Consider the following 12192-nt stretch of genomic DNA (forward strand, 5'->3'; position numbering starts at 1 on the left):
CTTATAATAAGTAAAAGTCCGCTGCCAAATCGACAGCGGACTTTTATTTTGATAAATTACTTCTTACTGCCCTTCTTATCTTCGGCAGTCAGCTTAGCACCAAGTTCTTTGATGTATTCACGTAATTCATCCTTAACTTGTGGGTGCTGCAGACCATATTCGATGTTGGTCTTAACCCAACCAAACTTGTTACCAACGTCGTAACGGTCGCCCTTGTATTCACGCGCAAATACCCGTTGCGTCTGGTTCAAGGTGTCAATGGCGTCGGTCAGCTGGATTTCATTGCCCTTCCCCGGCTTCGTCTTGGCCAGAACATCAAAGATTTCTGGAGTGAAGACGTAGCGGCCGATGATGGCCAGGTCACTTGGCGCATCCTTCGGGGCCGGCTTTTCGACGAAGCTCGTCACGTTGTAGAGGCCTGGTGTAACCTCCTTGCTTGGGTTGATAACCCCGTACTTGGCAGTATCTTCGTGTGGAACCCGCATTACAGCCAGCGTGGAAGCACCGGTCTGCTGGTAGCTCTCGATCAGTTGCTTAGTCAGCGGTTGACCATTGTTGTTGATGTTGTTTAAGTCATCACCGAGCATAACCACGAATGGTTCGTCCCCGATGAAGTCCCGTGCCGTCAAGACAGCGTCCCCGAGGCCACGTGGGTGGGATTGGCGGATGAAGTAGATGTTGATGTCAGTGGTATCCTCCACCAGCTTCAGCATTTCGTCCTTATGCTTGGAACGCAGGTTGTCTTCCAATTCAGGGTTGGAGTCGAAGTGGTCTTCGATGGAACGCTTGTTCTTCCCATCGACCACGACGATGTCTTCGATTCCCGACTTCCGCGCTTCCTCAACGATAAACTGGATCGTTGGCTTATCTACAATTGGCAGCATTTCCTTAGCTAATGCCTTCGTGGCAGGGAGAAAACGGGTCCCTAAGCCGGCAGCTGGAATGATTGCCTTTCTAACACGTTTCATAACTACAAAATCCTTTCCATAACTTCAATTTCTCTCAAAGTTACCCGATTATATTTTACCATACTTATTCCATTTCGGAAGTCAGATCTCGGCTCATCAGTTGAGAAATCGCGGTCTTGATATCCTCACCCTCGTACAGGACCCGGTAAAGGGCATCGGTGATTGGCATCGGGACCTGGCGCTTCTTGCTGAGCTCGTAAGCAGCCTTGGTGGTGTAGACCCCTTCGATCACCATCCCCATGTTGTTGATGACGTCATCGAGCTGCTGACCCTGACCGAGCTGGTAACCGGCCCGCCAATTCCGCGAGTTCTTACTCGTCGCCGTGACGACCAGGTCCCCAACTCCAGACAGGCCAATGAAGGTCATCGGGTTAGCACCAAAGGCCACGCCTAGCCGCCGGATCTCGGCCAGACCCCGGGTGATCAAGGCCGCCCGGGCATTGTCATGGTAGCCCAGTCCCTGAAGGGCACCAGCCCCGATGGCAATGATGTTCTTCAGGGCGGCACCAAACTCGGCACCAATCACGTCGTCGTTGGTGTAGACCCGGAAGTAGGAATTACTGAAGAGTTTCTGAACCTTCTCGGCGTCTGCCAGGTTGGCGCAGGCGGCCGTAACCGCAGTCATATCCTTGATGGCCACGGACTCGGCATGGCTCGGCCCGGAAAGCACCACGATATCGCGCCGGTACTTGGGATCAATTTCCTCCTTGAGCATCTCAGACGGCCGCTTGTAGGTATTCTGTTCCAGCCCCTTGGTCGCATGCACAATCAGGGATTGCTGGTCGAGTTCGGCCAGGACGGCATTGAGCTTACGGGCCACCTGACGGATCCCTTTGGTTGGAATTACAATCAAAATAACGTCGGCCCCCTTCACCGCGGCCTTCATATCGGTCGTGGCGTGGAGCTTACTAGAATAGGTGAAGTTCTTCATGTAGGCTGGGTTGACGTGTTCCTGGTTTAAGCAGTCAACTTGTTCCTGGTCTCGTGACCATAACTCAACCGTGTGGCCATTCTCAACCAACAGGTTAGCCAAGACACTGCCCCAAGAACCGGCACCCAACACTGCTACTTTTTCCGTCATGATTAATCTCTCCTCTAATTAATATTACTTTGATTGCTGATACCAAGGGACATTGCCCCGGTAACGACGAACAAGCAAAACAACTAGTGCCCCAACAAAGAACACCAACGATAACAGTTGTGACACCCGAAGCACGGACCCGATCATCAGGCTGTCCGTCCGCATCCCCTCAATGAAGAAGCGGCCAAACGCGTACCACATCACGTAGGCCAGAAAAACCTCACCGCGTCGAAAGAGGCGGCGGCGGTGACGCAGGAGGACCAGGAGGACAAAGCCAAGGAGGTCCCAGAGTGACTCATACAGGAAGGTTGGTACCCGGTACTGACCACCGATATCCATCTGATTAACAATCCAGTTCGGGATGTGTTGGGCCAACAGGGCCGCTTTCGTTGTGACTACCCCGAAGGCCTCCTGATTCATGAAATTGCCCCAGCGGCCAATCCCCTGGGCAAGGATGACGGTTGGGGCGATCACATCGAGCATCGTCCACAGCGATAGGTGACGAGCACGGCAAAACAGGCAAAGGACCAGGAAGCCACCGAGGATGGCCCCATAGATGGCAATCCCCCCGTCCCAGATAGCAATGATCTCCCCCGGGTGGACCGCGTAGTACGGCCACTGGAAGACAACGTAGTAGATCCGGGCACACACGATGGCTACCGGCAGAGCCCAGAGGAGGTAGTCATAGAAGTAGTCCTCCGGGATCCCTTGGTGCTTCCCCTCACGGATGGCCAGCCAAAGGGCCAGTACCACCCCGGTCGCGATGATGACCCCGTACCAGTGGATGGTGAAGGGACCGAACTGCAGGGCAATCGGATTGAGGGCGGCGATAATTGGTGTTCTCATTACTGCTGATCCTTCTTCTTGCTGTCACGGGCGGAGTTTTCCTTGATCAGCTTGTTCAGGTTACGGTCAAAGGTCTCGGTGGCATCATAGCCCATCGTCTCGGCACGGTAGTTCATCGCCGCCGATTCGATGATGATCGCCAAGTTCCGCCCGATCTTAACCGGTACGGAAACCTTCGGGATGATGACTCCCTGGATGGTCTGAGTATCACCCCGGTCACCCAGACGGTCAAACTTGGCATCCGGCGTCCAGGTCTCCAGGTGGACAATCAGGTCGATCTTGTCGTTGGGCATGACGGCCCCAGTCCCGTACAGGGTGGCAACGTCGATGATCCCGATCCCCCGAATCTCCATCAGGTGCTCCAGAATAGCTGGGGCACTACCGATCAGGGTCTGTTCATCACGCGCATAGACCTCAACCCGGTCATCGGCAACCAGGCGATGTCCCCGCCGGACCAGTTCCAGGGCGGTTTCACTCTTCCCAACCCCGGAATCACCGGTGATCAAGACCCCAACCCCATTAATGTCAACTTGAACCCCGTGAAGTGACTTCCGCGGAGCCAGCCGCCCCAGCAAAAAGGAAGTCATGTTACTGAGGATCTGTGAGGAGGTCAGGTGGGTGCCCAGGATCGGGATGTGGGTCTCCTCGGCCGCCACCTTCAGCTCTGCCGGAATCGGCAGGTTGGTCGAGATGACGAAGCATGGTGTCTGGGGGGTGCACATCTTGGTCATGTACTTGACCATCTTCTCGTGAGTCAGGTCCTTAGCAAATGACGTCTCCGTAATCCCCAGCAGTTGGATCCGCAGGGCCGGATAGTGCTTAAAGTAGCCGGCAAATTCCAGGGCCGGTCGTGAGATATCACTGGTGGTAATCGGCCGGTCAAGGTAATCCTCACCCTGGAGGACCTTCAGCCGAACCTTTTCAACTAATTCCTGAACCGTAACGCTGTTTGGCACAACCATTCACTCCTTTTTCAATAACTATTTTCCTGATGATCGGTGATCAGGGTGTTACAGATCGACATGATGATGGCAATCAACATCGCGCTCCAGAACGATGAAAAGTGAAAGAGCGTCGATCCAACAAATACGGACGTCAGCTCAAGCATCACCCCGTTGATCACAATACTGAATAGACCCAGCGTCAAAATGTTGATCGGTAGCGACAGGATCACCAGGATCGGTTTAATCAGGACGTTGAGAATCGCCAATACAAAGCTGGCCAGAAGCGCCATCCAGGCACTGCTGACGTAAAACATCCCCGTACCCGCAAAGAGTCCCGCCAGGGCAATAAACAAGATCGTATCAATCAGTACTTTTTCCCAAAATCCCATTATGATCGCTCGTTTCTTTTAATGTCTTTTTCTTCCACGTCAGTCAGCTGGCGGCGCGACCGTGAATGGTTATCCCGGGTGACCTGCTTGCTCAGGTCGCCTAGCGTATGGAGCATTCCCAGGATCCCCGGATTAGCAGGGTCCGGTGGCATGATGATCAGCAGGATCAGGTAAATGATTACCCCCGGCACGATCGCCGTCATGATGGTTAGAATAACGTAGATGATCCGCAGGAGGTTAGCTGAAATATGGAAATACTGGCCAAAGCCCCCGAGAACCCCGCCGAGGATCCGGTCGGCAGCGGACCGGGTCAGGCGGCGATGACGACTTTCACGCATTTGCACCACTCCTTTTTACTTAATATTACTTGCTTTCGTCTGTAACCGCAATCACCATTATTGGGGATTCTTCTGACTGAGCTTCCACTGGAGGTAGGCGTTGATGAAGGGATCGAGGTCCCCATCCATCACGGCCTGCCCGTTGTGGGTCTCGTAACCACTCCGGTTGTCCTTGACCAGGGTGTAGGGGTGAAAAACATAGGAACGAATCTGGGAGCCCCAGCCGATATCCAGCTGTTCCCCCTCGATCTCGGCCCGTTTCTTGGCCTTCTTTTCCTCTTCTAATTCATACAGCTTGGACTTCAGCATATTCATCGCGGTTACCCGGTTCTGCAATTGGGAACGTTCCGCCTGCGATGAGGTGACAATCCCGGTTGGCAGGTGGGTAATACGGACGGCCGATTCCGTCTTGTTGATGTGCTGACCACCGGCCCCGCTCGACCGGAAAGTGTCAACCCGCAGGTCGGACGGGTCAATGTCGATATTGACACTCTCGTCCAGTTCTGGCATCACATCAACTGAGGCAAAGGAGGTGTGCCGGCGCCCCGCCGCATCGAACGGTGAGATCCGGACCAACCGGTGAACCCCCTTCTCGCTGCGCAGGTAGCCAAAGGCATTGTGTCCCTTGATCAGGAGGGTCACGCTCTTGATTCCGGCCTCATCACCAGCATCGTAGCTGGCGGTTTTAACATTGAAGCCGTGCTGTTCTCCCCAGCGAATGTACATCCGCAAGAGCATCGCACCCCAGTCCTGGGCCTCGGTCCCCCCGGCACCCGGGTGGATTTCCAAGATGGCGTTCTTGGCGTCATACTCACCATCGAGGAGCTGGTTGAGTCGGTACTGTTCTAGGGCTTGCTTGGTCTTGCCAAAGGAATCGTCCAGCTCCTTCTGGAGGTCGGCGTCAGGCCCCATTGCCAACAGCTCAATCGTCGTCTGTAGGTTGGCGATCTGGTCACGCAACTGGACAAAGGTGTCCCGTTTCTCTTTCAGGGCGTTGTTTGCGTTGATGACCTTTTGAGCAGCCTCGTTGTCGTTCCAGAAGTCGGGCTGAGCCATCCTCTGCTCGTTCTCCGCAATGCTTTCGTCGAGCGCATCGAGGTCAAAGAGACCTCCCGAAGCGGGCAACGTCCTGTTGCATTGCTTCTACTTGTTTCTTGACTTCACTTAATTCCACAATCATGCCTCCATATATAAATATACGGCAGGGGTACCGTTATGGGTTACCTTACTGCCGTACCTTACAAATCAGTAGCAATATCAGTTATTCTTTAGCGCGTTACGTTTTGCCGAATCTCGGACTTCATGAAGAGCCGGGTTGTCTCGTATTCGATATCGGCAACCATCTGCTCAAACATGTGGTAGCCGGCTGTCTGATACTCAACCAACGGGTTCAACTGCCCGTAACCCCGCAGACCAACCGACTGCCGGAACTGGTCCATCACGTCGATGTGGTCAGTCCAGTGGGAGTCAACCACCCGCAGGAGAACAACCTTCTCAAACTCCAGCATCTGAGCCGGATCATAGAGTTGGCGCTGCTTATCCTTGTAGACACCCTTGGCAAAAGACATCAGGTAGTCGACAATTTCGTCCTGACTCTTCCCCTTGAGGTCATCAACCTTAACCGTGTCCGGCTTGACCAGGACCTCTTCGGCAAAGTCAACAATCCCCTTCAGGTCCCAATCCTTCTTATCACCGAGGGTGTGTTGCTCAACCTCACGCTGGATGGTCCGCTTGAAGATCGGCATCAGGACCCACTTCAATGACTTGTCCTCGGTGATGATCTGCTGCCGTTCCTTGTAGATGATCTCACGCTGTTCACGCATCACATCATCGTATTGGAGAACGTTCTTCCGGGAGTCATAGTTGTTTCCCTCAACCCGCTTCTGGGCTGATTCAACCTGACGAGTCAGGAAACGACTCTTGATGACGGCATCCTCATCATCCACTTTCATCCGTTGCAAGAAGTTTTTGATCCGGTCACCACCGAACCGCTTCATCAGGTCATCCTCCAGGGACAGGTAGAACTGGGACAAGCCCGGATCCCCCTGCCGGCCAGAACGACCACGCAGCTGGTTATCAATCCGTCGTGACTCGTGCCGTTCGGTCCCGATCACGGCTAGGCCGCCGAGCTTCCGAACGCCGGGGCCGAGCTTGATGTCGGTCCCCCGTCCGGCCATGTTGGTGGCAATCGTGACGGCACCCTTTTGACCGGCATTTTTGATGATATCGGCCTCCTTGGCGTGGTTCTTAGCGTTCAAGACCACGTGCGGGATGTGTTCCTGATCCAACAGGTGGGACAGGTATTCCGAGGTTTCCACCGCCACGGTCCCGACCAGGATCGGCTGGCCCTTCTCGTGGAGTCGCTTAATCCGCTTGACCACCGCCGCAAACTTGCTCTCTAGGGTTGGGTAAAGCAGGTCTGGCTCGTCTTTACGAATGACCGGCTTGTTGGTTGGAATCGAAATCGTCTCCATGTTGTAGATCTCACGGAACTCTTCTTGCTCCGTCTTCGCGGTTCCGGTCATCCCAGCCAGCTTATTGTACATCCGGAAGAGGTTTTGGTAGGTGATGTTGGCCATCGTCTTGTTCTCTTCCTGAATCTCGACACCTTCCTTGGCCTCAATCGCCTGGTGCAGACCGTCAGAGAACCGCCGTCCCTGCATCACCCGACCGGTGAAGGAGTCAACAATCAGAACTTCGCCGTCAGAAACCACGTAATCCTTATCCAGATGCATGATGTAGTTAGCCCGCAGCGCCTGGTCGAGGTGGTGGGTCAGCGGCGTATTCTCTGGATCGTAGAGGTTCTTTAGGTTGAAGTACTTCTCTGCCTTTTGAATCCCGGCATCGGTCAGGGCCACCGTCTTGGACTCAAGGTCAATCTTGTAGTCAACCTCGTTCTTCAATTGCTTGACGAAACGGTCCGTCTGCTTATAGAGCTTGGAGGTCCCCGTCCCCGGTCCGGAGATGATCAGTGGCGTCCGGGCCTCATCAATCAGGATGGAGTCCACCTCGTCGACGATGGCGTAGTTCAGGCCCCGCTGAACCTGATCTTCCTTGTAGACCGCCATGTTGTCACGCAGGTAATCGAACCCGATCTCGCTGTTGGTGGAGTACATGATGTCAGCCTTGTAGGCTTCCCGCTTCTGGTCGGGACTCATCTCAGAATTATTAATGCCGACGCTGCAACCCAGCCAGTTGTAAAGCTGACCCATCTCGGTGGCGTCACGCTTGGAGAGGTACTCGTTAACCGTGATAACGTGGACACCCTTGCCAGACAGGGCATTCAGATATACCGGCATTGTGGCGGTTAGGGTCTTCCCTTCACCGGTCTTCATCTCAGCGATGTTTCCTTCGTGGAGCACAACGCCCCCCATGATCTGCACGTGGAATGGGTAGAGGCCCAAGACCCGCTTGGCCCCCTCCCGAGCAACAGCAAACGCCTCTGGCAACATGTCATCCAGTGATTCGCCCTTTTGGTAGCGCTGGCGGAACTCTGGCGTCTTTGCCTGTAGCTGCTCGTCGGTCAGTGCAGCCATCTGTTTCGCATAACTGTCGACTTTATTTGCGATCTTGTTAATTCGCCGTAGTTCACGACGATCGCTTTCAATCCATTTCTTTAAAATGTTGGCCATAAAAGCGTCCTTCCTAATTTACTAGCTCGAGCTAAATTCCATTAAAAAGTGCCACTCAAGCCAATTATATTTTATTCTAACTTAAGTATTTTACCACGTTCCCCCGGCTTTGAAAACTAAAGCAATCGGGGCCGGCCCCAACAAAAAAGGACTACCGCAAGCAACGTTGCCATAGTCCTCACAACAGATATCCTGTCGTTTATTATTCAGCTTCAATCAAGCCATAGCGACCGTCACGACGACGGTATACAATGCTCGTGCCGTTGGTCTCAGCATCTTGGAAGACGAAGAAGTCATGGCCCAGCATGTCCATCTGCAGAACCGCTTCCTCGGGATCCATCGGCTTCAGGGGAACCTGCTTCGTCCGAACGATCTTCAAGTCATCGCTACTTGCTGAGTCGTCATCGCTTGGTACAAATTCTAAGTTCTTGAAGCCCTTTTCGCGTGACTTCCGGTTGATCTTAGTCTTGTACTTCCGAATTTGACGTTCAAGCTTGTCGGTTACCAGGTCAACACTACCGTACATGTCGTTAGAGGTCTCTTCAGCCCGCAATGTCAGGTACGGAAGCGGAATGGTTACTTCGACCTTGTAGGTCCGGTTTGGGTAAACCTTCAAGTTCACGTGGGCGGTTGCTTCAACGTTGTCCTCAAAGAACTTTTGAAGCTTGCTAATCCGCTTTACTACATAGTCACGAATTGAGTCCGTAACTTCAACGTTTTCACCACGAATATTGAACTTTAACATCAAACATCTCTCCTTTCAGTCCAAGCATATGCTTGATCTGATATCAGAAGGACCACTCTTCTCATATCCTACTTATATTATAGTGTAGTTCTGATTAATAAACAAACCGTTTTCATCAACCTTTAAAATTCTTTAACGTGCAAGTGAAAGGCTTACCAGCTCACGGCATTGCGCCCCTTTAATGAGGTCGGCAGCGTGGTAAAGGGTTCGACCTGTCGTATAGATATCATCTACCAATAAGACCCGCTTTCCCCGAACCATTGTGGGGTCGACCAGCTCAAATGGTTGGGGTGTCCGCAGACGTTCCTTGCGGGTCTTGTGCGACTGCGCCAGCTTGTCGCGGGCACGGTGACGCAGGACAGGAGCCACGGAGGTCTCCCCTAGCAACCCCAAAACCTGGTTGAACCCCCGGATGGCCATCGTCGTTTCGGTTACGGGGATTGGAACCACCACATCCGCGGCCAGCTCACGCACCCGTGCTTGTAACTCAGCTTGAAAGACGAGTCGTAGCCGGTAGTCGCCCGCAAACTTGTAGCGGTGCATGTATTCCTTCATAGCATTGTTATAGGTGTAAAGGGCCTGGTGCGAGAGGTGCCAACCACAATGCTGTTGCCAGGCCACACACTCCGCACAGAGGCGGGTGCCTTTCTGAGGCCGTCCACAACCAGGACAGGCGTAGGCTGGATCAATCCGGGCAAAATTCGCTCGGCAGCGGTTACAAAGAGTCAGCCGGGGCAGCGGTCGCAGCATGACTAAGTCGGCCAAGGTCAACCGAATTGGAAGACGGGCATTACAGAGCAGGCAGTTCATTTCTGCAAGGCCCGGCCTTTCCGGTTCATGAAGTCCACCTGACGCACTGCCGACCGTACTCGCCGGCACTGGCTCGCAATCCAGAAGTAGACCGTCCCCGTCGGCCGACTAACCGACCGTCCGGCCCGGCCGGCAATCTGGACCAGGGCCGAACTGGAGAAGACCGGATCATCAGCCCCCAGAACAAACACGTCAATCTCTGGAAAGGTCACTCCTCGTTCCATAATGGTGGTGGTCACCAGAAAGTCATACTGCCCGTCCCGCATTGCCTGAACCTTAGTCAGCCGTTGTGGATCCGCGGCGTGCACCGTAGTGAAGTTGTGATCCGGTAGAGCCAACCGCAAGAGGGGCTCAATTGTGCCGAGATCCGCCACGTGAGGTAGGAATAGGAGGAAACGGTAACCAGCAGTGAGGGACCGACGCAGGCGTGCAACCAGGCTGGTCGGTAGGTGCCCGCACTGGACGCCGCGGCGCCAGCCCGGTGCCAGCTGTAACCGAATCCGCGGTAATAGGTGGCCATGATAACGCAACGGCAGGTAACTGACTGCCAGCTCGCCACGACGTACTCGCCGCATGAGGGTTGGCCCCGGGGTGGCGGTTAGGTACAGACACCCCCCGTCTGTCTTGACTGCCTGTTGACTGGCGAAAAGCAGGGCGTCATTGGCGGCAAAGGGAAAAGAGTCCACCTCGTCGATAATCAGGTTATCGAAGGCGTGGTAAAAGCGCAGTAGCTGGTGGGTCGTGCAGACCGTCAACTGGGCGTAGCGGTAGGGTAACTCTTGACGGCCATGGAGTAGAACCATTATCGTGTTCTGAAAAGCCGCTACTAGACGTGGGTAGAGCTCCAAGCAAACATCTACCCGGGGCGAGGCCACCGCTAGTCGCTCCCCCCGCTCCAGGGCGTGAGCAATCCCATGAAACATCATCTCCGTCTTCCCGGCCCCGGTCACTGCCCACAGGAGCTGGTGCCGATGAGCGGCCAGCCCTTGATCGACCGTGGTGGCGGCATCCTCCTGCAAGGGTGACAGCTGTCCGGACCAGGTCAAGACAGGCTGGTGGACCGTAAATTGATTTGGCTCGGGAACATGATAAAATTTATTTAGCGTCGCCACCCGGCCCAGGTTGATACAGCGAGGGCAATAGTATTCCCCGTTGGGTAAGGCGGCCAGCCGCCAGTCAGTCTCTTGACCGCAACGCAGGCAGTGCACCCGCTGGCCATGCAGTTCCATCGTCGCCATTACCTCGACTGGTGCGGGTGGCGTTTAGGCCTGCCACTGTGGTCGATCAACCAGAACTCGTCGTCCGTAATACTCATCTAGTTTCATCGTCATCCCCCCTAACTAGTAAGTACGGGGATTTTAGCCAAAATCACGAAAGAAGTTTTACCATGTCAGAACCATTCATCACGATCGCCCAAAATACCAGCTTCACGATGGTTATCAAAAAGTCCCGTTTCATCTGCTCACTCGGTCGAGCAGAGAATGAAGCGGACGCCCAAGCCTTCATTGACGAGGTCCAGGCAGCGAACCGCAAGGCCACCCACAATTGTTTTGCCTACATGATCGGTGACCACGATCAGGTTCAGCGGGAGAGTGATAACGGCGAACCCAGTGGGACGGCCGGAGTTCCCATTCTGGAATCCCTTCAGCTGGCCAAGCTCCATAACGTCGTGGCTGTGGTGACCCGGTACTTCGGCGGTATCAAGCTCGGCGCGGGCGGGCTGATTCGGGCGTATAGCAACGTCACCACCAATGCCATCCGCCAGGCCGGTCTCGTCCAGCGAGTAGTCCAGACTGGTGTCGACATCACCGTCAGTTACGCTCAGCACGACCAGCTTTTGTACTTTCTCAAGGAGCAACAGGTGGCTGTGGTCAACGATGCGTACGGGGTTGATGTGACGGTCACCGTCTTTGTCAACCAGGAGGCTTGTGACGACCTAATTGCCCAACTCACTACTCGTTTCAATGACCAGCTCCAAATAAAAAAGGGCCAGCCCCGTAACCACGAGGTGCCCTATCAGCCGGCCTAGGCCAGAACGGCTTCTGCAATGTCCAAAATAACAATTAAAATCGTAATCCCAGTTATCCAGCCCAGGATCAGCCGTGTATGGTGATCATGGGCTTTTAGTTTATCCCAGTTGAAGCCACAATAGGCACTTAGCATCAACAGGCAGCCAATCACTCCATATATTCCCGAGTGAAAGCCCCGGTTGTCAATGGAATAACTGGCGGTAAAGAAGAGGCCCAGTCCAAAGAGCAGGCCGAACAATAGCTGTTTCTTATTCATAAAAACTCCTTACAGCGAAGAGGCTGGGAAATAAGCTTCTCGGCGGCCTGTACAGCTAGCCTAGAACGGAGGTTGACACTGGAGGCGTCGGCCTTCGTTCGTAGTCAAATAGACTTGCTGCGCTGCGCTAGACGCTAAGGGCGCGCTTACGAC

General features: G+C 54.1%; 12 protein-coding genes and 1 pseudogene. 1 reads left to right on the top strand and 12 read right to left on the bottom strand.

Annotated features, from left to right (window positions below):
• Nucleotides 1-56 precede the first annotated feature (56 nt).
• The 11 genes and pseudogenes from galU to FD34_RS05020 all read right to left on the bottom strand — a co-directional run bounded on the left by galU (nucleotide 57) and on the right by FD34_RS05020 (nucleotide 11078).
• Entirely contained in the window at nucleotides 57-968 is a 912-nt protein-coding gene (galU, locus tag FD34_RS04970) for a UTP--glucose-1-phosphate uridylyltransferase GalU (RefSeq protein WP_057807358.1), read from the bottom strand.
• Between the two features lie 64 nt (nucleotides 969-1032).
• A complete protein-coding gene (locus FD34_RS08680) occupies nucleotides 1033-2049 on the bottom strand; it encodes an NAD(P)H-dependent glycerol-3-phosphate dehydrogenase (RefSeq protein WP_057807360.1) in 1017 nt (338 codons plus the stop codon).
• A 24-nt stretch (nucleotides 2050-2073) separates the two neighbouring features.
• The gene (lgt, locus tag FD34_RS08685; RefSeq protein WP_057807362.1) at nucleotides 2074-2895 is read right to left on the bottom strand and encodes a prolipoprotein diacylglyceryl transferase; all 822 of its coding nucleotides are present in this window, start codon (nucleotides 2893-2895) and stop codon (nucleotides 2074-2076) included.
• The gene (gene hprK, locus FD34_RS04985; protein ID WP_057807364.1) at nucleotides 2895-3851 is read right to left on the bottom strand and encodes an HPr(Ser) kinase/phosphatase; all 957 of its coding nucleotides are present in this window, start codon (nucleotides 3849-3851) and stop codon (nucleotides 2895-2897) included. The genes lgt and hprK overlap by 1 nt, the downstream gene beginning before the upstream one ends.
• A 17-nt stretch (nucleotides 3852-3868) precedes the next feature.
• The gene (locus tag FD34_RS04990; protein WP_057807367.1) at nucleotides 3869-4228 is read right to left on the bottom strand and encodes a phage holin family protein; all 360 of its coding nucleotides are present in this window, start codon (nucleotides 4226-4228) and stop codon (nucleotides 3869-3871) included.
• Nucleotides 4228-4566 carry a PspC domain-containing protein gene (locus FD34_RS04995; RefSeq protein ID WP_057807369.1) on the bottom strand — a complete coding sequence of 113 codons (339 nt, stop codon included), beginning with the start codon at nucleotides 4564-4566 and terminating at the stop codon, nucleotides 4228-4230. The genes FD34_RS04990 and FD34_RS04995 overlap by 1 nt, the downstream gene beginning before the upstream one ends.
• Before the next feature lie 57 nt (nucleotides 4567-4623).
• Nucleotides 4624-5740 (bottom strand): peptide chain release factor 2 gene (gene prfB, locus FD34_RS05000; RefSeq protein ID WP_152936717.1). Its coding sequence is split into 2 segments (ribosomal slippage): nucleotides 4624-5667 and nucleotides 5669-5740, totalling 1116 coding nucleotides; the frame shifts between segments, so codons are not numbered across the junction.
• A 94-nt stretch (nucleotides 5741-5834) separates the two neighbouring features.
• A complete protein-coding gene (secA, locus tag FD34_RS05005; RefSeq protein ID WP_057807373.1) occupies nucleotides 5835-8198 on the bottom strand; it encodes a preprotein translocase subunit SecA in 2364 nt (787 codons plus the stop codon).
• A 202-nt stretch (nucleotides 8199-8400) separates the two neighbouring features.
• Complete coding sequence (gene hpf, locus FD34_RS05010; RefSeq protein ID WP_057807375.1) at nucleotides 8401-8943, bottom strand: ribosome hibernation-promoting factor, HPF/YfiA family; 543 nt, start codon at nucleotides 8941-8943, stop codon at nucleotides 8401-8403.
• 132 nt (nucleotides 8944-9075) lie between these two features.
• Nucleotides 9076-9564 carry a ComF family protein gene (locus FD34_RS05015; RefSeq protein WP_235805991.1) on the bottom strand — a complete coding sequence of 163 codons (489 nt, stop codon included), beginning with the start codon at nucleotides 9562-9564 and terminating at the stop codon, nucleotides 9076-9078.
• Nucleotides 9565-9749: 185 nt separating this feature from the next.
• Nucleotides 9750-11078: pseudogene (locus FD34_RS05020) on the bottom strand (ATP-dependent helicase ComFA).
• 62 nt (nucleotides 11079-11140) lie between these two features.
• On the opposite strand from FD34_RS05020, the gene FD34_RS05025 reads away from it, so the two are divergent.
• Nucleotides 11141-11782, top strand: coding sequence for a YigZ family protein (locus tag FD34_RS05025; RefSeq protein ID WP_057807379.1), 642 nt, complete (start codon nucleotides 11141-11143; stop codon nucleotides 11780-11782).
• On the opposite strand, the gene FD34_RS05030 is transcribed toward FD34_RS05025, so the two are convergent.
• The gene (locus FD34_RS05030; protein WP_057807381.1) at nucleotides 11779-12039 is read right to left on the bottom strand and encodes a hypothetical protein; all 261 of its coding nucleotides are present in this window, start codon (nucleotides 12037-12039) and stop codon (nucleotides 11779-11781) included. The genes FD34_RS05025 and FD34_RS05030 overlap by 4 nt on opposite strands.
• Nucleotides 12040-12192: the final 153 nt, after the last annotated feature.

The organism is Limosilactobacillus pontis DSM 8475 (assembly GCF_001435345.1).
In the GTDB taxonomy this organism is placed as follows: Bacteria; Bacillota; Bacilli; order Lactobacillales; family Lactobacillaceae; genus Limosilactobacillus; species Limosilactobacillus pontis.